Raw genomic sequence first — 24065 nt, 5'->3', positions numbered from 1 at the left:
TGATACTCAACTAGTTGCATATGGACCCCTGGAACCTATCCGGAACCTCGCCGGGTTGTCCAGGGGTTCACCACATCAGTTGTGCTGCAGGCGGACCAGCATCTTGCCGGTATTCGCACCGGCCATCATGGCCGTGAAGGCGTCCAGGGCCTGATCGATGCCCTCGAAGACGGTCTCCTCGGTGCGCAGCGAGCCATCCGCGATCCAGGCGGCGGCCTTGCCGTACCACTCCGGGATCTGGTGGTAATGATCGCTGACATTCATGCCGCGCATATTGATTCGCTTGCCGATGGCCAGCGGCAGGTGACGCGGGCCGGGCGGGAGCTCGGTGTCGTTGTAGGCGGAGATCGCACCGCACAGGGCGATCCGGCCGCGCAGGTTCATGGTGGTGATGGCCGCGTCGAGGTGATCGCCGCCGACATTGTCGAAGTAGACGTCGATGCCGTCGGGCGCGGCGGCGGCGAGCTCGCCGTACAGATCGCCCTCGCGGTAGTCGATGGCGGCGTCGAAGCCGAATTCATTGAGCAGGCGGGCGGTCTTCTCGGGGCCGCCCGCGGAACCGATCACGCGAGATGCGCCGAGCTTCTTGGCGATCTGGCCCGCCACCGAGCCGACGGCACCGGCCGCGCCGGAGATGAAGACGACATCACCCTCCTTGACCGGGGCAACCTCGGTGAGGCCCGCATAGGCGGTCAGACCCGTGGTGCCGAGCACACCGAGGTACGCCTGCGCGGGAGCCAGTGCGGTATCGACGATCTGGACCGCCTTGGCGTCGGCGAGCGCGTACTCACGCCAGCCCGCGAAATGGGAGACCGTCGTGCCGACCGGAATGCCCTCGGCGGCCGAGGCGACCACGGTGCCGACCGCGCTGCCGGTCATGGCCTCGCCCAGCACGAAAGGCGGGATGTAGGACTCGACGTCGTTCATGCGACCACGCATGTACGGGTCGACCGAGAGCCAGTCATTGCGGACCAGCACCTGGCCCGGGGCGGGATCGGCGAGGGTGACGGTGGCGAACTCGAAATCGCTCGGCTTGGGCTCGCCGAACGGACGGGCGACCAAGCGCCATTCACGGCTGGTGACGGTCATAGTTGTTCTCCTTCTGAGGATTTGGTTGAACCGAGGCCATCGAGGATGGCGTCGGAAGCGCGACGGAGCAGCTCGGGCCTGCCGTTCGACAGCAGCCCGCAGGTGGTGGCGAGCAGAATTCGCGCCGCGTCGGCGGGCTGGTCGACGCGTGCGCCATTGAGCGCGTCGACCAGCAGGCCGTGCAGATCACCGGTGAAGCTGCGGCAGATATCGCCGCACAACCGGGCCTGCTCGTCGAGAAGTTCTGCGGCGTGGGGGGATTCGGCGAATGGCCCGGTCGCCAGTTCGACCTTGGCGGCCAAAATGCCGAACACCCGATCCGCCATTGGTGCGTCGGCGGCCGCGGCCTCGTGTGCGTGCCGCAGCGCCTGCACGTGCATGCGCTCGGCCAGCCGGCGCACGGCATCGTCCTTATTGCGGACGTACTGGTAGACCGCGGACCGCGAAACGCCTGTCTCCGAGGCGATATCGTCCATCGTCGTCCGCTTCGCCCCATAGCGTTGCAGGCAGCGCAGGGTGGCGTCGAGTACGTCCGCGGTGCGGTCTCCGGTCATGGCTCAGAGCGCCTTCAACAGCTCCGCGGCGAGCGGGGCGGAGGAGGCGGGGTTCTGGCCGGTGATCAGATTGCGGTCCACCTCGACGTGCGGGGCCCACGGCTCGCCCTCCTGGAAGTCCGCGCCGAGCGCGACCAGGCGATCCTGCAACAGCCACTTGGCCTTGTCGGCCAAACCCGCCTGTGTCTCTTCGGCATTGGTGAATCCGGTGAGCCGGTAGCCCGCGAAGGGGGAGTTGCCGTCGGCGTCGGCGGTGGCGAGCAGTGCGGCCGGGGCGTGGCACACCACACCGAGGGGCTTTCCCGAGGCCAGCGCGGCATTGAGCAGCTGGCCGGAGTCGGTGCTCACCGCCAGGTCCTCCATCGGCCCGTGCCCGCCCGGGTAGTAGACCGCGTCGTAGTCGGCGAGGTCGACCTCGGTGAGCGTGATGGGCGAACGCAATTCGGTGGCCTTGCGCAGGGTCGCGGCGACCTTCTCCGCGCCCTCCGGCCCCCCATTGACCTCGGGGGCCAGGCTGCCGTGATCGACGGTCGGCGTGACGCCGCCGGGCGTCGCCACCACGATCTCGTGCCCGGCCTCGGTCAGGGCCTCGTACGGCGCGGCGAACTCTTCGGCCCAGAACCCGGTCGGGTGCTGAGTGCCATCGGCCAGCGTCCAGTGGTCGACGCCGGTCATCACGAACAGGATCTTCGCCATGGAGTGCTCCCTCGTATTGGAACGGTCTGCTTCTCGACGTCCTGACACTTTGAATGCAATCTGTCAGTTCGTCTCGGAGACAACGGTAGGCACCCGATCATCGCTTGACCAATAGACTCACCTATATGAGACATAGGCAGTCCGATGGTTCCATGGATTTGGCGCAGCTCCGCACGTTTCTGGCCGTCTATCGGGCCGGATCCATCACCGCGGGCGCTGCCCAGATCGGCCTTTCTCAGCCGACTGTGACCACCCAGCTGCAAGCTTTGGAACGCCATCTCGGCCGCCCGCTCTTCGAACGCCTCCCACGCGGCGTGGCACCTACCCCGGCCGCGCACGACCTGGCCACGCGGGTTTCGACGCCCTTGGACTCGCTCGAATCCGTCATCGGGTCTCCGGTCGGTGACCAAGCTGCCGCACCCGAGCCGCCGGTGCTGCTCGGCGGTCCCGCCGAAATGCTCGCGGCCCTGGCCCTGCCGGGCCTCGCACCACTATTCGGCGAAGGCGTGCGCCTGACCGTCACCACCGGACTCGCGGATGACCTGCTGGCCGATCTTCGGGTAGGCAAACTGGACCTGGTTCTCTCGACAATCCGGCCCCGCGGTCGCGCCGTCCTGGCGGATCCCCTGTCCGATGAGGAATTCATACTCGTCGCATCACCCGAGGTCGCCGCCCGGGCGGATCTGAACCGGTTGCGCGCCAACGATTTCACGGGCATTCCGCTGGTGAGCTACGCCGCCGACCTTCCCATTGTCCGGCGCTACTGGCGGCATGTCTTCGACACTCGCCTGGAAGCCGATCCGGCCCTGGTCATTCCCGACCTTCGGGCCGTGATGTCGGCCGTGGTCGCCGGTGCGGGCATCAGTGTTCTCCCGCGCTACCTGTGCTCCCGCGAACTGGCGGCAGGCAATCTGGTGACTCTCCATGAGCCCGAGGACTCCCCGATCAACACGGTGTATCTGGCCCGCCGAGTGGGCGGCCCGGTCCGCCTACACGTAGATCGCGTCCGCGCCCGTCTCCTGGAGGTAGCCGAAGTCTGGCGCACCTGCGCGTACTGATCTCGAAACGGTGAGGGAGCTGTGGTGGCGGCGAAGCCCGGGATTTCCCGCCACCACAGCTCCTTCGTCTCCGCCTAGCCGATGTTGGCGGAGAGGTCGGGGAGCATGCGGTTGGCCTCGTCCTGCCAGGTGTTCCAGGCGTGGATGCCGTACTCGGGGAAGGAGTAGGTGGCATTGCCGCCGCCGAGGGTGGCCATGCGGGCCTGGAAGGCCCGGGTATTGACCAGGGCCAGGGCTTCCAGGGCCATGCCGTTGACGGTGCCGAAATTGGGGCCGTCATTGGCGGTGGGGCGGCCGCTGGCGGCGGCGATGTAGAGGCGGGTGTTATTGCCGATCAGATTGGGTGCGAAGACGAAGGGGTCCATGCGCAGCCACTGCGGGCCCCACGGCGGGGCCATGGAATCGACGTTGTAGCCGCCCGCGTCGATCATGCCGAGGCGGATGGCTTCACGCATGCCCGGTGCGGAGTTGTTCAGGTAGCCGGAGAAGGATCCGGCGAAGCTGAACTGGTCCGGATGGTAGGCGGCCAGGGTGAGAGCCGCGCTGCCTCCGGTGGACAGGCCGAAGACGCCATTGCGATTCGGGTTGAAGCCCAGGCGATCTCGCAGGGCCCAGCGCAGGTCCTGGTTCAGGAAGGTCTCCCAGGTGTAGCGGTAGCTCTTGCCGGGGCCGCCGGAAAGGATGTCGGTGGCACCGGATCCGGTATTGGCCGAGCCGGTACCCGCTGGGATGCCGAGGAATTCGCTGGGCGCGTTCCAGTCGGCGTAGAAGCTGGACTGGCCGCCGACCGGCATGACGACATTGATGTTCCAGGACGCCAGGGTTTCGGCGACGGTGGTCTCGATCTCCCAGCCGTTCAGGTCCTCGCGGGCACGCATGCCGTCGAGGGCGTAGACGACGCGATTGGTATTGCCGTCGGCGGCGCGCAGGACGCGGGTCTTGATCGGACCCATGGAGGCGGAGTCGACCCAGAAGTCGAAGGCGGCGGGGTTGAAGGCCGCGGAGGCCGTCGCGATGCTGCCGGTGACGGCCGTGACCAGCGAGGCCAAGACGGCCAGGGTCACTCCCAGCACGGTGCGCCGCAGCCAGGCCGCGGTGCGCCGAGGTGCATTCGGGCGCTGGGGAGAATTCGAATTTCCGAAGGGCGATCGCATCGACGCCGATCCTTTCGCTTAGGCGGTGCATGAAAACCGTTGTCGCGCTGGGTCGATGTACCTATCGTCCGATCGGGTGGAAGTGTTGCTGTTGGATAGCTAAAAGGAAATGTGATCACGGCCACTAATCGACAAATGCCGAATAACACCAGGTAGGTTTGCCTGGTCCGGGGTTGGGCCGGGCAGCCGAAAGGCCCGGTCCTGGGGACCGGGCCTTCCGACTTTCTGGGGCAGACTCTCCCGCCTACTTCTTGTCGCCGATCAATCCGAACTCGCTGAGCAGCTCGCCGACCTCGGTGTCGTCCAGCTTCTGGAGCAGCTTGCGGCGCAGGATCTCCGGACCGGGGATGTGCACCGGATCGCCGTCGCGCAGGCGGCTGGTGGCGGCGAGCAGGCTGCGAATGTCGTAGGTCGAGTTGAAGACCTCCGGGACGCCGCGCTCGATATCGAGGAGCTGGTAGGCGGCCTCCATGCCGGTGCGCACCGAGTATTCGGTGGTGAAGATGCAGTCGCGGGAGGTCTCGGCGAACTGGCCGATGAAGGCGAAGTTGACCGAGCCCTTCGGCACCACGTCGGGGCGGTCACCGGCCTTGCGCGGCATGAAGAACGCGGTCACATACGGCATCATGACCGGCACCGTCTTGGCGGCATTCGCGGCCAGTTCCGGAATGTCCTCGACCGGAACACCCATGTGGTACAGCCACTCCTGGGTGATTTCCTCGCCGGTGCATTCCTGCATGGTCTTCTTCACGTAGTCGCCGGGCTTGTCCACGAACAGCGAATACACCCAGACCACGATCTGATCCTTGGACTGCTGCTTGAAGTGCGGCTGGCGGTTGACCGTCCAGCTCAACAGCCAGCTCGAGTCCTTCGCGGTGACGATGCCGCCGGTGACGACCTTGCCGCTGAATGGATCTCGCTTACAGATCTTCTGAATGTATTCGGGGATGCGCTGATCCAGCGTGGTGACGGTGGCCGACTCCCATTTGGTCTCGGGAATGTGCCCGCCGAAGACGTCGGGATTGCCGAAGGCCTTGTCCTTGGCCGCGATTCGCCGCCACAGATCCCAGGCGGGGGCCGGGCCCTCGTTCAGCTTGGCGGGCGTGTGGTGATTGCCCTCATCGGAATTCTCGGTGAGCGAGCCGATGGTCATCAGCAGCAGATCGTTCGGGCCGAGATCGACGCCGCCCGCCACGCCGTCGGAGACCCAGTGAATTCGCGTGGCCTGCTTGCGATCCGCGGTGAGGTCGAAGTCGACATCGGTGACCTCGGTGTCGAACTTGAAGGTCACGCCCTGATCCAGCAGCCACTTGTACAGCGGCAGGACCAGCGATTCGTACTGGTTGTACTTGGTGAACTTCAGCGCCGAGAAGTCCGGCAGCCCGCCGATGTGGTGCACGAAGCGGTGCAGGTACAGCTTCATTTCCAGGGCGCTGTGCCAGTCCTCGAAGGCGAACATGGTGCGCCAATACATCCAGAAGTTGCTCTCGAAGAAGTCCTGGGAGAACACCTCGTTGATGCGCTTGCCCTCCATCTCCTCGCGGGTGGCGAGGAAGATCTTGGTGACATCCTTCTGGGCGCGGTCATTGAGCGTGAAGAGGTTCTTGGTCTGCGCGCTCTGACCCTGATTGACGGTGGCCCGTTCCAGGGAGAAGTTCGGGTCATCCTTATTGAGCCAATAGAATTCGTCGAGCACGCTGCCGTCGACCTCATCCGACGGGATGGACCGGAACAGGTCCCACAGGCATTCGAAGTGGTTCTCCATTTCGCGGCCGCCGCGAATCACGAAGCCCTTCTTGGGCTCCTTGATGCCGTCGAGCGCGCCGCCGGGAAGTTTCAGCTCCTCCAGGATGGTGATCTTGTTCCCGGGCATCTGGCCATCGCGAATCAGGAACGCCGCGCCGGACAGCGAGGACAGGCCCGCGCCGACGAACCATGCCGTCTTGTCGTCGACTCCCGCCGGTTTGCGAGGGCGGGCGAACGCTTCGTAATTGCCGCTGCTGTAGAACATGTGACTCCTATCCATAGAACCGGTTCGGAAGTACCGCTCGGGGAGCCGGATGTCAGGCGCCGTACTTGTAGAAGCCCTCACCCGTCGCGACGCCGAGCTTGCCCTTGTCGATGTAGTTGGACTTCAACCACTTCGCGAGTGCCTGCCCGTTCGGATCCTCGCTATTGGCGAGGATGTTGTAGGGGGTCGTGAGGCCGATGACATCCAGTGCCCGGAACGGGCCATTGGGTGCGCCGGTCCCGATCATCCAGGTCTTGTCCACCGCCTCCGGATCGGCGTATCCGCCTGCGACCAAGGCCATTCCGGAATTGAGCCACGGCACCAGCAGCGAGTTGAGGACGTAACCCGCCTTCTCCTTGTGGATTTCGATCGGCACCATGCCGATGGCGGAGGCGAAGTCGACGACCGCCTGGTACACCTTCGGATCGGTCTCGGGCGTGCCCATGACCTCGGCGGTGTTGTACTTCCACACCAGATTCGCGAAGTGCAGCGCCAGGAATCGATCGGGGCGGCCGGTGAAATCCTTCATGGCGCTGGGCAGCAGGGTGGAGGAGTTGGAGGCGAAGATGGTGCGCTCGGGCGCGAGCTTGGCGAGCTTCTCGTAGGTGTCCTGCTTGAGGCTGAGCACCTCGGGGATCGCCTCGATGATCAGGTCGGCGTCGTGAACCGCCTGTGCCAGATCGGAACTCAGCGCAATGGCGGCGGCGGTCTTCTCGCCCTTGCCGTCCGCGGCTCCGGGCATCTTGTCCGCGCGGTAGGCCGCCGCGAGCCCGTCGAAGCGGCCCTTGGCCGCGGTGAGCGCCTCATCGTTGATGTCGTAGGCGGTGACGTCGAAGCCGCTGTAGGCGGTCTGGAAGGCGATCTGTGAACCCAGCACGCCGGTACCGAGCACGGTCACCTTGCGAATATCGATGGTCATACTTCTCTCCTCTCGAGGGATGTGAAGAATCCGGCAATGATCTGCGCGATCTGAGCCCGCAGGTCGGTGAACGCGTCGTGGCCGGGATGCGCGCCGGTCACCGGCCGGGCCAGGGCGAGGTGCAGCACCGCGAACGCGCTGCGGCCCGCCAGGCGTGAATGTTCTTCCAGCAGTGGCGAATCGAGACCGTGGGAGGCGGCGGAAACGGTCAGCAGCTCGGCGATCCGCGCCTCGAGCCGCGCGACCAGCCACAGCCCCTCGGACCGATATCGGTCGGTCGGCGAGCCGAAGAGCAGTTCGCGCTGATAGGCCACGGTGTTCTCGATATTGCGCCCAGCGGCCGCCAGAATCGGCTCGATCAGTGCCGCGACCGCCTGCACCGGATCGGTCTGGGCCTCCGCCGCCCGATCCCCGCGTTCCAACGCAGCCCGGAAGTCCTCGTTGTAGATCATGAGCAGCAGTTCGCCCTTGGACGCCGCGTACCGAAACAGTGTCCCCGCAGCAATTTCCGCGCGATCGGATACCTGCTGAGTGGTGACGCTCTCGAACCCATGCTCGGCGAACAGCGCCGCAGCAGCGTCGAAGATCCGAGTCTGCTTGTCATGCATATTCTTCTGACGCCGTCCGACCTGCGCTGACTCGGGTGACATGGACATTCGACACCTCCGAACCGAACCGGTTAATGAGTGGACTCAGAAACGAGCGTACTCCCAGTTACCGAGAAGGCAACCCCTGTGTCTACAGATGTCAATGCGGTGGCCCGCAATGCCATGTCCAAGGCGGAGTCGACTTCCTACCTTCAAGCAATGACACACCGCCGACTGACCTCAGGTGCGAAGCGACTGTGCGCTGTGGGCGCGGTCTTCGCGCTATCGCTGGGATCGGCGGTGATGGGAGCCTCGGGCGCGCTCGCCCTCCCGTCCGGATCGAGCTCGGGGTCCTCCGAGGGCGCGAATCCCATATTCCGCGAATCGGTCCAGTACAACGTGGGCGGGCTCGGCCCGGCCGCCGGATCGCAGACCATCGCGTACGCCGACTTCAATGGTGACGGCGCCATGGATGTCGCGGCGACCGGCATTGTCGACGGGGTCGGCATCCTGTTCGGTGATGGCACCGGGCGATTGCAGCGAAATCAGTTCGTGCACACCGAGGTCGGGGCGAACGCCGTCCAGACGGCGGATCTGAACGGTGACGGTGCGCCCGACCTCGTGGTGTCCAACTTCCTCAGCATCGCGGTGCTGCTCAATGACGGGCACGGAAACTTCCACGTCGACCGCGCCTATTCGACCGACTTCAATCCGAATGTCACCTATCGCACCGGCGGCATTCCGTTCGGCGTCGCGCTCGCCGATTTCGACCATGACGGCGCGATCGACCTGGCCTTCAATAGTCTGCTGCCGGTGCCCGGAGGCGTGGGCATCATGCACGGTGACGGGCAGGGGCACTTCGGCGCTCCGCAGTGGCGCGGGGTCGGCATCGGCAAGGCCAGCGTCCTCGCGGGCGACTTCGACAATGACGGCTACGCCGATCTGGCATTCCATGACCTGCTCACCTCCGGCGTCTGGGTCATGCTGAACGACCGGAACGGCGGATTCCAGTCTCCGCGTTGGAATCTCGCGGCGCTGCCCAGTGAGGATCTCAAGCTGGCCGATGCCGACGGTGACGGCAATCTGGATCTGATCACCGCGAATATCGCGGGCTTCAGCGCCAGTATTCATTGGGGTGACGGGCACGGGAATTTCAGTGCGCCACAGCTGATCGGACCCGCGCTGACACCCTGTGCGGTCGCGGTCGCCGACTTCGATGGCGACGGCATCCCGGATCTGATGGCCGGACAGTATGTTCCGTCCACCGCCATGATCTTCAAGGGCAATGGCCACCGTGGTTTCGATTACGTCGAACAGCACACCATCGGCCTCGGCCCGCAAGCCGCCGAGGCGGTCGACCTGAATGGCGACGGCCGCGCCGACCTGGTCACCATGAGCAGTCTCTCCGAGGACGTCGCCGTGCTCATGAACCGTAGTGGCGAAAGAGGCTGATCAGCCGACTCCGTGCAGCGCTTTCGCGGTGGGGGAGTTCTGGGTTGCCGCTGGATCGGGGTAGGTGTGCAGGACCCGATCGGCGGTGCCCGTGGTGGTCACCGTGAACCAGTAGTGCTCGTTCTTGAAGTGGTGAAAGCGGTGGTTTTTCCAGACGGCGCGGTAGAGGCGGCCTTGGGGCTTGTAGTCGGTGTGGATCAGGTAGTGGGTCCACTCGTAGTTCAGGCCCAGCACGCCTAGGACCATCAGGAAGGTCAGGCCCAGGCCGATACGCGGGAAGGTAAGCAGCGCAATGGCTATCAGTGCGGGGAGTAGCCAGAGGAAGGTTTGCCACGGGATGAAGATGAGCGGGACCTCGCGTGGGGCGGCGTGGTGTTCGCGATGCTTGCGGGCCAGCAGGGAGTCGATGCGTAGGGGGCCGATCCGGCGCGGGCGCCAGTGCAGGACCGTCACGTGAATGATCCACTCGGCGAAGGGGAACAGGGCCAGCATGATCAGGGGGACCAGGGCGTCGGTGAGTTGCCAGTCGCCGATGGCCACGCGGGCGGCGACGGCTCCGACGAGGAGGCTGCCGATGATCCAGGGGGTGGGCTGGCGGATGAAGGCCGCGAAGGCATCGGTGAGCGAGAAGTTCTTGCGGACGGTCACGGGGTCGCCTCCTCTAGACGGCGGATGAAGGAATCGAATTCCGTTGTGGCCAAAGACAACAGCGCATCGGCGGCGTTGCGGGCGGTGTCGGGATCGCCGTTCGTGACGGCATCGGCGAGGGCGCGGTAGCGATCGGCCTGCCCGACCTCGGCGGTCATGACCGCGGCCAGCGCGGCCATGGCGGGTTCGTAGACGGCGCGCAGATTGTTGTAGAGCAGCCGGAAGACGATGGAATCGGCGGCGTCGACCAGGAGATCCCAGAACGCCAGTGCCTCGCGCTGTTGTGCGAGCGGATCCTGTTGTGCGGTCAGGGTTTCCACGCTCGCGTGCAGGGCGGCCCCGAGTTGCTTGTCGCCGCGGCGGGCGGCCAGTCCGGCCACCTCGCGGCCCATCGAGGCGCGGGCCTCCAGAATGCTGCGCAACACCGTGTAGTCGAGTTCGCCGCGGCGGAAGATCAAGCGGGGCAACATGTCCAGGCCGCCGAAGCGGCGGAAGTCGCGGACCGTGGTGGAGCCGCCCTGGCGGACCTCGACCAGGCCGGTGTGCGCGAGGCGCTGCAGGGCCTCGCGCACCGTCGGCCGGGATACCCCGAGCGCCTCGGCCAGCTGCCGTTCGGCGGGCAGGGCCGCGCCCGGGGCCAGTTCACCGTCCAGGACATCGTCGATGAGCTGTTCGAATACCTCGTCCGGAACCGTTCGCCGGTCGATCCGCTTCAACGCCATGCCTCAGACCGTAGAACCCAATTGGTCAGAGGTCAAGTGGTCAGACCAGTGCTACTGGCTCCCGAGGGAAATGTTGTAGTGCAGCTCGCTGTCGGTCATCTCATCCACCGTGACCGCGGCCGGAATCATCGCGCCATTGTCATGAACAGTGCAGGTCACCGATGCGCCATAGCGCGGTTGGAGGTCGTGCGGACAGCTCACCTCACTCGCCGTGCGGCCGGTGCGATCGGTGTAGTCGGTGCCGACCTGGGACTCCAGATGCGAGCTGGACACCGCGCCGGTATCGGTGCGGTCGTCGTCCTCGTCCCCGGCGGACACCCGGAAGAAGCTGCTGATCACGCCGAGCACCAGCATGACGATGAGCAGGATCTGCCCACCCCGCGACATCCACAGCGGGCGAGTGGCGGAGAACCGTGCCGGTTCCACCTGCGCCGGATGCATCTCCGGCAGGGCGGGATCGACCACGGGCAGCAGGGTCGGGTCTCCGAAGATGCCGGACAGGTAGGTCGGCGTCAGCAGGTAGACGTACGCGCCGGTGCGCATCTCGGCCCGCAGCACCGCGGCACTGGCCTCGAAGGCCGACTGCGGCATCCGCCCGGTGATCACGGTGATCAGCCAGATGAAGAACGACACGATCGCCCAGCCGCTGCTCAACCAGCCGGTCAGCACCAGGATCGGCAGGGCGAGGATGAGCCGGAACAGCACCGCCACCCGATTGAGCGGGGTCGGCGCGGGGAACAGCATCCGCACCGGGTACTCGGCCTCGGTGCTCAGCGAGAACGGCGGGTAATCATCGACCAGCATCATGCTGTAGCCGTGCACCCGCGCGGCATAGGCGAAGAAGTTGCGCAGGAAGTCGCCGCACCACTGCGGTAGGCGGCCCATCGCCAACGCGCCGAACCAGCCGCAGATCACCACCACGGTGGCGGCGATGCTCAGCAGCCACAGCACAATGAGGTGGGGGATCACCAGCAGCGCTCGCAGCAGTACGGTCCAGCGCCGATGCTGTTGCGGCGGAAATACATCCAAATCCACCGTCGCATTGGTGACGGGAATATCAGGGGGAAATACCATCGCAGTCCACTCGCTTCTCGTCGTTCGGCCGAATTCCGGCAAGGCGAATAACGCTCGGGGTAGACACGAATGTAGCGCCCGAGTGGCCGCTCGGGTGGGAAGCGATCAGCGCGATTTCAGCGGGTCAGAGGGAGTTCGTACATGACGTGGCGGCCCGAGATTTCGAATCCGGCCAGCGGGAGCGCCGCGTGAATGGTTTCGTCCTCGAATTCGAATACGGTCAATTCGATTGCACCCGGATAGTTTTCGCGCAGCCGGGTGACGAGTTCGGCGAGCAGTGCCGCGAGATGAACCGAATCGGTGCCCGAGTAGCTGATCGCTTCGCCGACATTGATATAAGCGCTGCGGTCCATGAGATACGCGCGGACCGCGGCGTGCTCGGTCTGGAGTTCGACCTCCGGCGAATCGGTGTCGGGCTCACGCACTTTCGTCAGCGTCACCGCGGGCAGTCCCTCGGGGCGCTCCCAGCGAGCGGGTTCGACGTGCCAGTTCCGGGCGTACTCGCGGATCGGGTGTGCACGCAATTCCACGGCCGCCTTGCCGTCCGGGGCGGTATCCATCCCGTCGAACAGCAGGGCCCGGTACCCGGCCGCGCCGAGCTGCTCGGCCGCCAGCCGATACATGCCCGCGACCGCCGCGAATTCCTCACTGCTCGTCGGCGAGTCGTCGTAGTAGCCGGACAGGATCCGCCGCACCTCCCGCGGCACATACGCCGCCTGCATGGAGGCGACCCCGCCCTTGCCTTCTTCGTCGTAGATCTCCGTCACGCCCACCAGTGCGTCACCGCGTCGTGCCGCGACCGTGCCGATGACGTGGGCCTGATCGTCGTCCTCGAAGCAGGAGTCGGGAATCATGGCGTCGATGGAGGCGAAGGCCTCTCCCCAGAGGCGTTCCGCCGAGTCCGGGCCGTTGTCCCACTCGAAGGCGAGGTCGGAAGACATTCCTGCACTATAGCTTCCGAAACCCGTTGACCTGCGGATTCAGGCTGGGCACCGAGGCCGTGACGGGATCGGAATATCGGCGGGTGGTCGCCTGTTCAAGTGGTTGACATATCCACCAAAGGGTAAGACCTCGAGTCGAGGAGAACACCGTGCAGTTCGGAATCTTCACCGTCGGCGACGTGACCGTTGACCCGACCACCGGCCGCAAGCCCAGCGAGGCCGAGCGGATTCGGGCCATGATCGCCATCGGCGAGAAGGCCGAAGAGGTCGGCCTGGACGTGTTCGCCACCGGTGAGCACCACAATCCGCCCTTCGTGCCGTCCTCGCCCACCACCCTGCTCGGCTACCTCGCGGCCCGCACCGAGCGCCTGATCCTGTCCACCGCGACGACCCTGATCACCACCAACGATCCGGTCAAGATCGCCGAGGACTTCGCCATGCTGCAACACGTGGCGGGCGGTCGCGTCGATCTGATGATGGGACGCGGCAATACCGGGCCGGTGTATCCATGGTTCGGCAAGGACATTCGCGATGGCGTCGCGCTCGCGGTCGAGAACTACCACCTGCTACGCAAGCTGTGGCGGGAGCCGGTCGTCGACTGGGAGGGCAAGTTCCGTACTCCCTTGCAGGGCTTCACTTCCACGCCCGCGCCGCTGGACGGCACCCCGCCGTTCGTGTGGCACGGCTCCATTCGCACACCTGAAATCGCCGAGCAGGCCGCGTATTACGGTGACGGCTTCTTCCACAACAACATCTTCTGGAACAAGGAGCACACCGAGCAGATGGTGCGCCTGTACCGGCAGCGGTTCGAGCACTACGGACACGGCTCGGCCGATCAAGCCATTGTCGGACTCGGCGGGCAGGTCTTCATGGCCGACACCGAGGCCGAGGCCAAGAAGCGGTTCCGGCCGTACTTCGACAATGCGCCGGTCTACGGGCACGGTCCGTCCATGGAGGACTTCACCGAGCTGACCCCGCTGACCGTCGGCACCCCCGAGCAGGTCATCGAGCGCACGCTGGGCTTCGCCGATTATGTGGGCGACTATCAGCGCCAGCTGTTCCTGATGGACCACGCCGGACTGCCCCTGGACACCGTTCTGGAGCAGATCGAGATCCTGGGCCGCGAAGTGGTTCCGGTGCTGCGCAAGGAATTCGAACTGCGCCGCCCCGAGCACGTCCCCAGCGATCCGCCCACCCACGGCAGTCTGGTTGCCGCGGGGCCCGATTCGCCGCACCACCTGGTCGAGCCCGCCCGTGAGCGCGTGCTCGCCGCACAGCAGGAAGGCGAAAAGGCATGAGCCGCAAGGTCATAGTTCTCTCCGCCGGTCTCTCCCAGCCCTCCTCGACCCGGCTGCTCGCCGATCAGCTCGCCGCCGCCGTCTTCGCGGCGGTCGGTGGGCGCGGTGAGAGCGTCGAGTTCGAGGTGATCGAACTCCGAGAGTTGGCAGCCGACCTCGCCACCACCATGACCACCGGCGGGCTCCCCACGCCCGCCGTGGCGGCGGCGCGTGAAAAGGTCTCGGCCGCAGCGGGAATCATCGCCGTCACCCCGGTCTTCACGGCCAGTTACAGCGGCTTGTTCAAGATGTTCATCGACATCCTGGACCCGGACGCGCTCAATGGCATGCCGGTGCTCGTTGCCGCGACCGCGGGGACCGAACGCCATTCCCTCATGCTGGACCACGCCATGCGCCCGCTCTTCGCCTATCTGCGCGCGGTGGTCATCCCGACCGGAGTGTTCGCTGCCACAGCGGATTTCGGTTCCAAGGGTCTGGCCGAGCGCATTCACCGGGCAGCCGCCGAGTTGGCCGCCCTGGTGGTGGCCGAATCCGTCGGCGTCGAGGGTTTCGCCCAAGACCTGGATCGGCCTCGCCGCCGCGCCTCCGGCAATTCCCTCGGTGTGGTGACCCCGTTCAGCGAGCTGCTGGCGGGCCACTCCGGCTGACGCGGGGAGTTCAGTTCTTGGCTTTGGGGCGGGCGCGCAGATGGGCGCGCTCGCCCTGTTTGCCGAAGAGACTGAGCAATTCGACAGGCTCGGTACCGGCCGCGCTGAACCAGTGCGGGACTCGGGTATCGAATTCGACTGCCTCGCCCGGTTCGAGGATCACATCGTGTTCGCCGAGGACCAGGCGCAGGCGGCCATTGAGGATGTACATCCACTCGTAGCCCTCGTGGGTTTTGGGATCGGGTTCACTGCGACCGCTACTGGCGGGGATGACCAGCTTGTATGCCTGGATGCCGCCCGGGCGGCGGGTCAGGGGAATGCTGGTCATGCCGTTCATGCCGCGGTGGGTGGTGGGGCGCATATTGATGCGTGGGTCGCCGGTGGCCGGGGAATCGACCAGCTCGTCGAGGGAGACTCGGTGGGCCTTGGCCAGGGGGAGCAGGAGTTCGAGGGTCGGGCGGCGTGCGCCGGATTCCAGCCGGGAGAGAGTGCTGACCGATATGCCGGTCTCCGCCGACAGGTCGGCGAGGGTGGTCTCGCGTTGTTTGCGCAGGGCACGGAGGCGGGGGCCGACCGCGTCGAGCGCCTTGTCGAGGTCGTCGTCCATGTTCATAGTTTGCCGTATTGGCAAATGTGTTTGCCAGGACTGCCGGTCGGCCTGCATTGTCGATGGCAAGGAGGTGGTCATGGTGACCGATCAGCTGAAGGACGGCTATGACGTGGTGGTGGTCGGCGGCGGCGCTGCCGGATTGAGCGGGGGCCTGGTGCTCGGGCGGGCGCGGCGATCCGTCGCGGTGATCGATGCCGGTGAACCGCGCAATGCCCCGGCCGACGGGGTGCACGGGCTGTTCGCGCGGGAGGGCGTATCGCCGCTCGAGCTGCTGGAACGCGGCCGGGCCGAGGTGCGGCAGTACGGCGGGCACGTGGTGTCCGGTTCGGTCGAGACCGTGGATCGGGCGGACGACGGGTTCGTGGTCACACTCGGGGACGGCCGGACGGTGCGTGCCCGGCGGCTGCTGGTGACCAGCGGACTGGTCGATGAGCTGCCGGATATTCCGGGGCTGCGGGAGCGGTGGGGGCGCGATCTCGTGCACTGCCCGTACTGCCACGGCTGGGAGGTGCGGGACCGGGCCATCGGCGTGCTGGGCAGCGGACCGATGTCGCTGCATCAGGTTTCGCTGTTCCGGCAGTGGAGTGACGATGTCACGTTCTTCCTCAACGGCCTGCCGCCGCTCACCGAGGAACAGGCCGAGGAATTGGCCGCACGCGGAATCCGCGTGGTGACAGGGGAAGTCGCGGGTGTGGAGGTCACGGATGATCACATCAGCGGAGTCCGGATGAGCGACGGCACCGTGGTCGCGCGTGCGGTGCTGGCGGTGTCTTCGCGGCACGTGGCGCGCACCGGATTCCTTGCCGCGCTGGGACTTACGCCGGTGGAGCATCCGACGGGCATGGGTGAGCACATTCCGGCGGACCCGACCGGGCGCACGAATGTGCCCGGGGTGTGGGTCGCGGGCAATGTCACCGATATCGGCGCACAGGTCGGGGCCGCCGCGGCAGCCGCCGTCATGGCGGCGGCCACCATCAATATGGACCTGATCGGGGAGGAGACGCGACTGGCGGTCGAGGCCTACCGCGAATTGCGTTCGGACTCCGCGGGAGTCAGCTCGCCGTAATGAAGCGCCCCAACTGAGGTACCGCCTCGCCGGGGTGTTTGGCCTGGAATCCGTCGCCGATGGCCTGTAGTTTCCACTCGCCATCGGCGCGGAACACCCGGGCCATGGCCATTGCGGTGAAAGGCATTCCACCCGCCAGCGAGTACCGGGCCAGTTCGGCATTGGTGGTCTCGTCGATCAACCGGCAGTAGGCATTGCTGACCTGTTCGAAGGTGTGCCCCTGATAGGAGGTCACGATGAACAGCAGTGTCGAGACCCGGGCCGGAATCCGGTTCAGGTCCACCAGGATCACCTCGTCGTCGCCCTCGCCCTCACCGGTGAGATTGTCGCCCTGGTGGCGAATGGAGCCATCCTTCGAGGTCAGCTGGCCGTAATAGGAGACATCGACCAGATTCCGGCCGTCGAACAGGGCCACCCAGGCATCCAGGTCGATATTCACGGTGCGACTGCCGAACAGCCCGCCGCGCTTGGCCGGATCCCAGCCCAGACCCATTCGGACCCGGGTGAGTTCGACGCCGCCCTCCTTGCGGAGCGTGACCTTTTGTCCCTTGGACAGATTCACCGGACGGCCCCGGGAGAGGTTTGTGTCGCCGGTCGGTGGCGGGGTCGCGCGGAACGGCTGGGTCGGCGGCGGTGGCGGAATCGGGCGCGTCGGCGGCGAATAGGGTTGCGCCGGTGGGGGATACGCCTGGGTGGGCGGCGGCGGATAGTTGGGCGGGGCCGGGATCGGCTGGGAGGGTGGCGGATACGACGGTGCGGGTGGCGGATTGGACGGCGTGGGCGAATACGCCTGCGTCGGCGGCGGGTTCCGGGGCGGCGGGGCAGTGACCGGGTTCGGCACCGACCGGGGTGCATCGTCCACCGACACACCGTGATCGGTTACCAGTGCGGCGAACCCACCGGCATAACCCTGTCCGATCGCGCGCACCTTCCACGAGTTATTGCGCCTATACAACTCGACCGCGATCACAATGGATTCGGTGCTCAGGCCATCGATCCGATACTCGTACAACGGATTACCGCTCGCGTCGGCGACGACGGCGGTCGGTGGCGCGATCCGCCCGAACGTCGCCCCCGCGTCGTCGAGGGTGATGACCGCGCGAATCTGCGCGATGTCGGCGGGCACCTGCCCCAGCGACACCGCCAGCACGCCGCCACCCGCGCCGGGCCGCAAGTGCACGCCCGGCCCGCTGGGCTGGTTGTAGAACACGAAGTCCGCGTCGGAGCGCACCTTGCCGCTGTCGGTCACCAGCAACGCCGACAGATCCGCACCGGCTCCGACTCGCATGGAGATCACCACCTCGGCGGCGGTCAGCGGCCCGTTCTGTCCCTTAACAAGTGTCGTGGCCAAGGTCTGTCCTTCGTCGTGGAGCCCTCTGCTGCCACTGTAGGAACAATTCCGCGCCCTCGTCGATGCCTATTTCAGGAGTTTGTGCCTGCCGTAGGACTGTTCCTCGTCCACGGCGTCACCGAGCTGCTCCAGAGCGATGGAGAGCATGACCAACCGGGCGTCGGACATGAGCATGTCGATGTCTTCGAGGACACCGGTGACGGCGGTGCTGGCAGCGCGAATCTCATCGGGTGTCGCATCGGCGCGGTCGAATACGGCATGTAGGGGATGTAACTGGAGGCTGACGTCGAACAGATGCCGGACGAGCCGATGGCTGGCATCGGCCAACGCGATCGTGCTGGGGGACAGGTACCGACCGGCGTCGAATGACAGGGTGATCATGTCCTGGTCGTCGGCGAGCTCGTTGGGCAGAGCGGGAGCAGCCACTGTGATCTCCTGAGTGTGCGTGAGAGATCCAGAGCCGCGCTACGGGACCCGGGAAGTTGGTTTCCAAATAGTACGCCTCGGAAGCGCTAGGCTGAGGTGGTGTTCGAATGCCATGCTTTCGACAGCGTCTCCCCGCACCATCACGATCGGCTGGCCGACGATGGATTCAATTGATTTCGAGGGTGTTTCGCGCCCCGACAACTACGACGTCGTGGCCATCGCGTCCTCCGCGGGCGGGATCACCGCACTGAGCCGAGTGCTCGGCAGTCTGCCGGACGACCTTCCGGTGCCGGTCCTGGTCGTGCAGCACCTCGACCCACGCCACCAGACGGTTCTCGCCGAGGTGCTCGCGCGGCGAACGAAACTGCCCGTGCGGCTCGCCAAGGCGGACGAACGCGCCGAACCCGGCATCGTGTACGTCGCGCCACCGAACTATCACTTACTCGTGGGGTCGGGAGGAGTGCTGTCCCTGTCCAGCAGCGAACTCGTGCATTTCGTCCGGCCCTCGGCCGACCTGCTGTTCGAATCCGTCGCCGGGGCGTACGGGCCGCGGGCGATCGCATGCGTACTGACCGGGACGGGCAGTGATGGCGCGATGGGGGTGAGCGCGGTCAAGTCGCGGGGTGGCACCGTGCTCGTGCAGGACCCCGAGGAGGCCGAGTTCCGGGGTATGCCCGATGCGGCGGCCAAGACCGGTTCGGTGGATTTCCTGTTGCCGTTGAACGAGATCGGCGATGTCATCCGGAGTCTGGTCGAAGCGAGTCGGCGGTGATGGACGAGGCGGCAGTGACCGACACGAACGAGGAGGCGGGACCGGAGGCCGCGGAGGAGGTCGTGCAGGCGGATCCCGCACTGGAAGATCTGCTGATCTTCATTCGCGATTCCCGCGGCTTCGACTTCACCGGCTACAAGCGCTCGTCGCTGGCCCGGCGCATCCGTAAGCGCATGCATGAGGTGAAGATCGCCGAATACCTTGACTATCAGGACTATCTCCAGACCAACGCCGAAGAATTCGGCTCCCTGTTCAACACCATCCTCATCAATGTCACCGGCTACTTCCGCGACATCGAGGCCTGGCAGTACCTGCAACGCGAAGTCCTGCCGGAACTTCTCGCGGGCATGGATCCGACCAGCGAGATCAGGATCTGGAGCGCGGGCTGCTCCAGCGGTGAGGAGACCTACTCGCTGGCCATCATGTTCGCCGAGGCGCTCGGCCTCACGGAATGCATCAAGCGGGTCAAGATCTACGGGACCGATGTGGACGAGGAGGCGCTGCGTGAGGCCCGCACCGGTCTCTACACCGCCAAATCGCTCGCGCCGCTGTCGGCCGACCTGCGGAACCGGTACTTCGAGTCCAATGGCGACAGGTTCCTGTTCCGCTCGGATCTGCGGCGGCGGGTGATCTTCGGCCGCCACGACATCACCCGGGATGCGCCGATCTCCCGCCTGGACCTGCTGGTATGCCGGAACGCCCTGATGTACTTCAATGTCGAGGCACAGGCCCTTATCCTGGATCGCTTCCACTTCGCGCTGCGCCCGGACGGTTTCCTTTTCCTCGGCAAGGCCGAGATGCTGCTCTCCGACGGGGAGCGGTTCGAGATCTCCAGCATGCGCCAGCGCATCTTCCGGCGGCGGGCGGGGGAGTCAGTGCCGCCGCAAACGCCGGGCCCTCCGCGGCTCGAGCTCGGCATGGGGACCGAGGTGCAGAGCGCGGTCCGTAAGCGGCAACTCAGCGACCTGGCGCTCGAGGCCGCGCCATTCGCGATGATCGGCGTCGACCCCGACGGCAAGGTCGCCGTGATCAACAATCAGATGCGCGCGCAGTTCGGGCTCAATCACCACGATATCGGGCGGCCCCTGAGCGACCTGGAGATCTCCTACCGCCCTATCGAATTGCGGTCGCTGATCGAGCAGGCCCACGCCGAACGCCGGGTGGTCCGGATCAGTTCGGTGGAACGGCGGCTGGGACCGGAGGAAACCCAGTTCTTCGATGTGCTCATCCAGCCGCTGGCAGTCGGTGACGGGACGAGTGTCGGGATCGCGATCCACTTCATCGACACCACCATGCCCACCAAGCTTGCCACCGAGGTGAAGGTCAAGCGCGAGGAGCTCGAAACCGCCTACGAGGAACTGCAATCCACCAACGAGGAACTCGAAACCACCAACGAGGAATTGCAATCCAGCATCGAGGAGCTCGAGACCACCAACGAGGAACTGCAATCCACCAACGAGGAACTCGAAACCACCAACGAGGAACTCCAGTCGGGTAACGAGGAACTCGAGACGATGAACGAGGAGATCCGTATCCGCAGCGGCGAATTGGAGGAGACGCGGGCGTTTCTCCAGGGTGTGCTGACCAGTGTCGCGGCCGGTGTGGTGGTGCTGGACGGCAACCTGAAGGTGCGCAGCTGGAATCGCGGTGCGGAGGAGCTGTGGGGGCTGCGTGCCGCCGAGGTCAAGAATCAGGTGTTCTTCACACTGGATTTCGGACTGCCCACCGACCAGTTGCACCATCTCACACAGCAGGCTCTCGACTTGAAACAGCGCGGCGGCCCGATCGACATCCCGGCCATCAGCCGCATCGGTCGTCCCATCGTCTGTTCGGTGACGATTTCCCCGCTGGACGGTTCATCGGACGGTGTAGTGCTGCTGATGGAGGAGGGCCAGCCGAATTCAGCTACTACGCAGGGAAATTGACAATTCCGGACTCCCGATGCCGGGACGGCGTAGGATTTTGCCGTGTCACCTGACCGGGACCGCGAGGAGATCGCGCGCTTGTGGCAGGAAATCTCCGCCGAGCGGCGACGTGCGACGCGCGCCGCCGAGCTTGCCGAAGCGTTCGAACGGCAGGCCCAGCGCCCGCCGGAATCGATGCAGCCGTTCCGTCTTCGAATGGCGGCGCTGCACCGCGCGATGGAGGCCCGCCATCTCGCCTGTGCCCGACTGCACCGTCGGCACGTTCTGCGATTGCAGAAGTGGGATCCGGTCGATGTCCGGCATCGGCCGGTGTTCATGGCGACCGTCGCAGAACAATTCGACGTGGACAGCGCCGCGGTCACCCTGTTCGGTCAGAGCCGCGACGAATTGCTGGTGGCGGCGTCGGACGTGACATCGCGCGCGGCTCAGGAGCTCGAGTGCACCGTTTCCGAGGGCCCTGCGCGGACGGCATCGCAGGCCCGCGGCGCGGTCCTGGTATCCGGAGGGGACCTCCTGACCCGTTGGCCGCGATACGGTCCGGCGGTCAGTGATCTCGGCATCCGGTCGATCGTGGCCGTCCCGCTACACTGCGGCGCGAATTACGTTGGAGCTTTGTGCGGCTTCACCACCCGCGGCGAACTTCCCGAGCAGGTCGTGTCAGCCGCCACCAGCGTCGCGGATACCCTTGCGAACTCCCTGCTGCTCGCTGCCGACGGCCTGCATATGCGGCTGGATCTGTTCGAGGATGCCGACTATCTCGCGACGGCGCATCAAGCGTCCGGCATGGTCGCGGTCCGCTGCGACTGCGATATCGACACCGCGCTCGCATTACTCCGGGCGCGCGCGTTCGCAATGTCCGCGCCGATCGGCGAGATCGCCCGCCAAGTGATCGATGGAACCTGCCAAATATGCTGATCTCCAGGGGATTCCGATGACGGACGCGCTCGCTGAGGGCATGTCGGAGCTGGCGACGCTACTGCTGTCGACGGCCGATATCGCCGAGTCGGTGCCGGACATCGCCGATATCGTGTCCCGGATGCTGCCCGGCCGGCCGACGGTAAGCGTGGCGATCACGATTCTCGGTGCGGTGGCCGGCGTCGATCCGGCGCTGGTCGAAGAGATCCGTTCCGTGCATACCGAGCCGCTGGTCACGGTGAATGGCACGATCGGCACGCTGACGGTGTATGCGGATTCTCCCGGCGAACTCGGGGAGCGGACCCGGCGCGCGGCCGCCTTGACCGCAAGTCACCTCGGGGTGCTGCTCGAGGTCGCGATGGAGACGGCCCGCCGCAGCGCGCTCACCGAGCAGCTTCGAGCAACTCTCGAATCACGCTCCGTGATCGACCAAGCCCTGGGAATCATCATGGGCCGGGATCGATGCAGCCGCGAGGACGCCTTCACGCTGCTCCGGACGATCTCTCAGCATCGCAATATCAAGGTCGCTACCCTCGCCGCGGCCATAGTCGAGGAGGTCAGCAGCGGGAGGGTCGGCGCAGTCCATTTCGCCGAACCCGACGCATCGCCGACGCGGTCCCACCGCTCCTGACGGTCAGCGGCGCACCCCAGATGTCCGGTTCCGGAGGCTGAATGGTCATGCGGGGGGACCGGAGCGTTCAGCCCGCGACCGTACCTTGGGGTCATCTGGGATGGAGGCGCTCATGATTCTGGACGCTGGGCTCCGAGCCTTATGGATGGCAAACGTGGCGACGGGGGTCGCGACATTCGCGCGGACTCCCGATTACCTGCGGCCGATGATCACTGGTCGACGCACTGAATCGACTGGGCGCGAACGCAATTCGATGGTGGCGTCGGACCTCGAGGTGGTCACGGTGACGGACCGGTCCGTCACCGTGACCTGGGCGACCGCGGCCCGCGACCGTTCGGGACGGCTGCGACCGGTTGTGGCCGACACCGAGGTGCGGATGGCCGACGCGGAGACCGGTGCGCCGCTGCCGCGCCATACCGACTCCCGGCCGACCGCCTACCACTATGCCGAGATCTCCGGCCTTGAACCCGGGCGCACCTACCGGTTCGAGGCCTATTCGGACGGCGTCCGCGCGGTGCCCGGCCGGACGCTGGTGACCCGGCGCTCCGGATCCCCGGAATCCACCGGAAGGTTCACCACCGCCACGCCGCCGCCCGGCCGCCTGCTGCGCACCATCGCGCTCGCCAATGACGTGCACTTCGGTGAGCAGCGCAGCGGAATCCTCTTGGCCGGGTTGCCGATCGGGCTGCGGCACGAGCCCGAGGATCATCCCGCGTTCATGCTCGGCGCGCTGCTGGACGATCTGCGGCTGCCCGATCGCGCCGCCGATCACCTGATCGTGGCGGGCGATCTCACCGACAATGGCACGGCCGAGGAATCCCGGGCGATCCGGGAGCGCTTCGACTCGTGGGGCGTGCTGGGCCGCGACTATTTCGTCTGCCGGGGCAATCACGACACCACTCCCGCCGATCAGCCCGATCACTGGGGTGAGGTGTTCCATCCGTTCCAGCAGCTGGCCGAATACTTCCTCGGCGGACTGCGCGTCATCGCGCTGGACACCGCTCGGCGGGGACGCTCGGGCGGCACTCTCGAGGCCGCGCAACTCGAGCATCTGCGCGACCTCTTGGTCGCCGATCCCGACCGCCCCACTCTGATCTTCGGCCATCATCCGGTGACTTCCCATGCAGCCGTGAGCAATCCGGCGGGACCGGGCTTCGTCCTGGATCGCACCAGCGCGGCCGCCCTGACTGATATCTACCGCTGCGCGCCGGGTGTCTTCCTGCATCACAGCGGCCACACCCACCGCAATCGTCGCAATCGCCCGGACCCGGGCGTTGCGGTGGAGTTCCTGGAAGTCGGTGCGGCCAAGGAGTATCCGGGCGGATACACCATGCTGCGCATCTACGAGGGCGGCTACACCGCCAACTTCTACAAGACCCGCTCCGAGGCGGCCCGCCGCTGGAGCGCCCGCACCCGCAAGCAATACCTCGGCATGCACCCCGACCACGCTCTCGGTACCTGCGCCGACCGCAACCACGTCGTTCACCGCGACTTCACCGCGCTGAACCCGGCCTAGCCG

The 24065-nt window shown here is 66.0% G+C and carries 24 protein-coding genes; 10 read left to right on the top strand and 14 right to left on the bottom strand.

Annotated features, from left to right (window positions below; translation table 11 throughout):
- Positions 1-75: 75 nt before the first annotated feature.
- Genes AB0N05_RS36230 through AB0N05_RS36220 form a run of 3 tightly spaced genes read right to left on the bottom strand, consistent with a single transcriptional unit; the run spans position 76 to position 2339 of the window.
- Complete coding sequence (locus tag AB0N05_RS36230; RefSeq protein ID WP_364702858.1) at positions 76-1089, bottom strand: NADP-dependent oxidoreductase; 1014 nt, start codon at positions 1087-1089, stop codon at positions 76-78.
- The gene (locus AB0N05_RS36225) at positions 1086-1643 is read right to left on the bottom strand and encodes a helix-turn-helix domain-containing protein (RefSeq protein ID WP_364702855.1); all 558 of its coding nucleotides are present in this window, start codon (positions 1641-1643) and stop codon (positions 1086-1088) included. The genes AB0N05_RS36230 and AB0N05_RS36225 overlap by 4 nt, the downstream gene beginning before the upstream one ends.
- A gap of 3 nt (positions 1644-1646) precedes the next feature.
- Complete coding sequence (locus AB0N05_RS36220; RefSeq protein WP_364702853.1) at positions 1647-2339, bottom strand: type 1 glutamine amidotransferase domain-containing protein; 693 nt, start codon at positions 2337-2339, stop codon at positions 1647-1649.
- Positions 2340-2464: 125 nt separating this feature from the next.
- On the opposite strand from AB0N05_RS36220, the gene AB0N05_RS36215 reads away from it, so the two are divergent.
- Entirely contained in the window at positions 2465-3397 is a 933-nt protein-coding gene (locus tag AB0N05_RS36215; protein WP_364702851.1) for a LysR family transcriptional regulator, read from the top strand.
- A 74-nt stretch (positions 3398-3471) separates the two neighbouring features.
- Here the strand turns inward: AB0N05_RS36215 and AB0N05_RS36210 are convergent, their stop codons facing one another.
- The 4 genes from AB0N05_RS36210 to AB0N05_RS36195 form a co-directional block, all read right to left on the bottom strand.
- The gene (locus AB0N05_RS36210; RefSeq protein WP_364702848.1) at positions 3472-4551 is read right to left on the bottom strand and encodes an alpha/beta hydrolase family protein; all 1080 of its coding nucleotides are present in this window, start codon (positions 4549-4551) and stop codon (positions 3472-3474) included.
- A gap of 244 nt (positions 4552-4795) precedes the next feature.
- On the bottom strand, positions 4796-6562 hold the full coding sequence (locus AB0N05_RS36205; protein ID WP_364702845.1) for an oleate hydratase: 1767 nt from the start codon (positions 6560-6562) through the stop codon (positions 4796-4798).
- A gap of 52 nt (positions 6563-6614) precedes the next feature.
- Positions 6615-7481 (bottom strand): 3-hydroxyacyl-CoA dehydrogenase, encoded by an 867-nt coding sequence (locus AB0N05_RS36200; protein WP_364702843.1) that lies wholly within the window; start codon positions 7479-7481, stop codon positions 6615-6617.
- Positions 7478-8131: a helix-turn-helix domain-containing protein gene (locus AB0N05_RS36195; RefSeq protein ID WP_364702841.1), complete on the bottom strand. Its 654-nt coding sequence runs from the start codon at positions 8129-8131 to the stop codon at positions 7478-7480. Before AB0N05_RS36195 ends, AB0N05_RS36200 begins: the two co-directional genes overlap by 4 nt.
- Before the next feature lie 84 nt (positions 8132-8215).
- Between AB0N05_RS36195 and AB0N05_RS36190 the strand changes: the two genes are divergently transcribed.
- The gene (locus AB0N05_RS36190; RefSeq protein ID WP_364702838.1) at positions 8216-9520 is read left to right on the top strand and encodes a VCBS repeat-containing protein; all 1305 of its coding nucleotides are present in this window, start codon (positions 8216-8218) and stop codon (positions 9518-9520) included.
- On the opposite strand, the gene AB0N05_RS36185 is transcribed toward AB0N05_RS36190, so the two are convergent.
- The 4 genes from AB0N05_RS36185 to AB0N05_RS36170 form a co-directional block, all read right to left on the bottom strand.
- Positions 9521-10168: a sterol desaturase family protein gene (locus tag AB0N05_RS36185; protein ID WP_364702835.1), complete on the bottom strand. Its 648-nt coding sequence runs from the start codon at positions 10166-10168 to the stop codon at positions 9521-9523.
- Positions 10165-10890, bottom strand: coding sequence for a GntR family transcriptional regulator (locus tag AB0N05_RS36180; RefSeq protein WP_364702832.1), 726 nt, complete (start codon positions 10888-10890; stop codon positions 10165-10167). Before AB0N05_RS36180 ends, AB0N05_RS36185 begins: the two co-directional genes overlap by 4 nt.
- Before the next feature lie 51 nt (positions 10891-10941).
- Complete coding sequence (locus tag AB0N05_RS36175; RefSeq protein WP_364702830.1) at positions 10942-11964, bottom strand: DUF4389 domain-containing protein; 1023 nt, start codon at positions 11962-11964, stop codon at positions 10942-10944.
- Positions 11965-12080: 116 nt separating this feature from the next.
- Positions 12081-12905 (bottom strand): hypothetical protein, encoded by an 825-nt coding sequence (locus AB0N05_RS36170; protein ID WP_364702827.1) that lies wholly within the window; start codon positions 12903-12905, stop codon positions 12081-12083.
- A gap of 149 nt (positions 12906-13054) precedes the next feature.
- Between AB0N05_RS36170 and AB0N05_RS36165 the strand changes: the two genes are divergently transcribed.
- Positions 13055-14203 carry an LLM class flavin-dependent oxidoreductase gene (locus tag AB0N05_RS36165; RefSeq protein ID WP_364702824.1) on the top strand — a complete coding sequence of 383 codons (1149 nt, stop codon included), beginning with the start codon at positions 13055-13057 and terminating at the stop codon, positions 14201-14203.
- Positions 14200-14850, top strand: a complete 651-nt coding sequence (locus AB0N05_RS36160) for a CE1759 family FMN reductase (RefSeq protein ID WP_364702821.1) — start codon at positions 14200-14202, stop codon at positions 14848-14850. Before AB0N05_RS36165 ends, AB0N05_RS36160 begins: the two co-directional genes overlap by 4 nt.
- A 10-nt stretch (positions 14851-14860) precedes the next feature.
- On the opposite strand, the gene AB0N05_RS36155 is transcribed toward AB0N05_RS36160, so the two are convergent.
- Complete coding sequence (locus AB0N05_RS36155) at positions 14861-15463, bottom strand: XRE family transcriptional regulator (protein ID WP_364702819.1); 603 nt, start codon at positions 15461-15463, stop codon at positions 14861-14863.
- Between the two features lie 73 nt (positions 15464-15536).
- Here AB0N05_RS36155 and AB0N05_RS36150 point away from each other — a divergent pair, with 73 nt between their 5' ends.
- On the top strand, positions 15537-16526 hold the full coding sequence (locus AB0N05_RS36150) for an NAD(P)/FAD-dependent oxidoreductase (RefSeq protein WP_364702816.1): 990 nt from the start codon (positions 15537-15539) through the stop codon (positions 16524-16526).
- Here AB0N05_RS36150 and AB0N05_RS36145 read toward each other — a convergent pair.
- Both AB0N05_RS36145 and AB0N05_RS36140 read right to left on the bottom strand, forming a co-directional pair.
- Positions 16513-17877: a TerD family protein gene (locus AB0N05_RS36145; protein WP_364702813.1), complete on the bottom strand. Its 1365-nt coding sequence runs from the start codon at positions 17875-17877 to the stop codon at positions 16513-16515. The genes AB0N05_RS36150 and AB0N05_RS36145 overlap by 14 nt on opposite strands.
- A 66-nt stretch (positions 17878-17943) precedes the next feature.
- Positions 17944-18303, bottom strand: a complete 360-nt coding sequence (locus AB0N05_RS36140; RefSeq protein ID WP_364702810.1) for a hypothetical protein — start codon at positions 18301-18303, stop codon at positions 17944-17946.
- Positions 18304-18463: 160 nt separating this feature from the next.
- On the opposite strand from AB0N05_RS36140, the gene AB0N05_RS36135 reads away from it, so the two are divergent.
- The 5 genes from AB0N05_RS36135 to AB0N05_RS36115 all read left to right on the top strand — a co-directional run bounded on the left by AB0N05_RS36135 (position 18464) and on the right by AB0N05_RS36115 (position 24062).
- Entirely contained in the window at positions 18464-19075 is a 612-nt protein-coding gene (locus tag AB0N05_RS36135) for a chemotaxis protein CheB (RefSeq protein ID WP_364702807.1), read from the top strand.
- A 14-nt stretch (positions 19076-19089) separates the two neighbouring features.
- Positions 19090-21000 (top strand): CheR family methyltransferase, encoded by a 1911-nt coding sequence (locus tag AB0N05_RS36130; protein WP_364702804.1) that lies wholly within the window; start codon positions 19090-19092, stop codon positions 20998-21000.
- A gap of 42 nt (positions 21001-21042) precedes the next feature.
- A complete protein-coding gene (locus AB0N05_RS36125; protein WP_364702801.1) occupies positions 21043-21915 on the top strand; it encodes a GAF domain-containing protein in 873 nt (290 codons plus the stop codon).
- 16 nt (positions 21916-21931) lie between these two features.
- On the top strand, positions 21932-22546 hold the full coding sequence (locus AB0N05_RS36120) for an ANTAR domain-containing protein (RefSeq protein ID WP_364702798.1): 615 nt from the start codon (positions 21932-21934) through the stop codon (positions 22544-22546).
- 283 nt (positions 22547-22829) lie between these two features.
- Positions 22830-24062: a metallophosphoesterase gene (locus AB0N05_RS36115; RefSeq protein ID WP_364702795.1), complete on the top strand. Its 1233-nt coding sequence runs from the start codon at positions 22830-22832 to the stop codon at positions 24060-24062.
- Positions 24063-24065 lie beyond the last annotated feature (3 nt).

The sequence above is a fragment of the Nocardia sp. NPDC051030 genome (assembly GCF_040683015.1).
GTDB lineage: Bacteria > Actinomycetota > Actinomycetes > Mycobacteriales > Mycobacteriaceae > Nocardia.
The sequence above is the reverse complement of the archived record's forward strand: the minus strand, read 5'-3'. Positions and strand labels throughout refer to the sequence as shown.

Bases quoted from the DNA above. Each gene is read 5' to 3' on its own strand.
- AB0N05_RS36230 (WP_364702858.1), bottom strand. From the start codon at position 1,089: ATGACCGTCACCAGCCGTGAATGGCGCTTGGTCGCCCGTCCGTTCGGC.
- AB0N05_RS36225 (WP_364702855.1), bottom strand. From the start codon at position 1,643: ATGACCGGAGACCGCACCGCGGACGTACTCGACGCCACCCTGCGCTGC.
- AB0N05_RS36220 (WP_364702853.1), bottom strand. From the start codon at position 2,339: ATGGCGAAGATCCTGTTCGTGATGACCGGCGTCGACCACTGGACGCTG.
- AB0N05_RS36215 (WP_364702851.1), top strand. From the start codon at position 2,465: ATGAGACATAGGCAGTCCGATGGTTCCATGGATTTGGCGCAGCTCCGC.
- AB0N05_RS36210 (WP_364702848.1), bottom strand. From the start codon at position 4,551: ATGCGATCGCCCTTCGGAAATTCGAATTCTCCCCAGCGCCCGAATGCA.
- AB0N05_RS36205 (WP_364702845.1), bottom strand. From the start codon at position 6,562: ATGTTCTACAGCAGCGGCAATTACGAAGCGTTCGCCCGCCCTCGCAAA.
- AB0N05_RS36200 (WP_364702843.1), bottom strand. From the start codon at position 7,481: ATGACCATCGATATTCGCAAGGTGACCGTGCTCGGTACCGGCGTGCTG.
- AB0N05_RS36195 (WP_364702841.1), bottom strand. From the start codon at position 8,131: ATGTCACCCGAGTCAGCGCAGGTCGGACGGCGTCAGAAGAATATGCAT.
- AB0N05_RS36180 (WP_364702832.1), bottom strand. From the start codon at position 10,890: ATGGCGTTGAAGCGGATCGACCGGCGAACGGTTCCGGACGAGGTATTC.
- AB0N05_RS36175 (WP_364702830.1), bottom strand. From the start codon at position 11,964: ATGGTATTTCCCCCTGATATTCCCGTCACCAATGCGACGGTGGATTTG.
- AB0N05_RS36170 (WP_364702827.1), bottom strand. From the start codon at position 12,905: ATGTCTTCCGACCTCGCCTTCGAGTGGGACAACGGCCCGGACTCGGCG.
- AB0N05_RS36160 (WP_364702821.1), top strand. From the start codon at position 14,200: ATGAGCCGCAAGGTCATAGTTCTCTCCGCCGGTCTCTCCCAGCCCTCC.
- AB0N05_RS36155 (WP_364702819.1), bottom strand. From the start codon at position 15,463: ATGAACATGGACGACGACCTCGACAAGGCGCTCGACGCGGTCGGCCCC.
- AB0N05_RS36150 (WP_364702816.1), top strand. From the start codon at position 15,537: ATGGTGACCGATCAGCTGAAGGACGGCTATGACGTGGTGGTGGTCGGC.
- AB0N05_RS36135 (WP_364702807.1), top strand. From the start codon at position 18,464: ATGGATTCAATTGATTTCGAGGGTGTTTCGCGCCCCGACAACTACGAC.
- AB0N05_RS36120 (WP_364702798.1), top strand. From the start codon at position 21,932: ATGACGGACGCGCTCGCTGAGGGCATGTCGGAGCTGGCGACGCTACTG.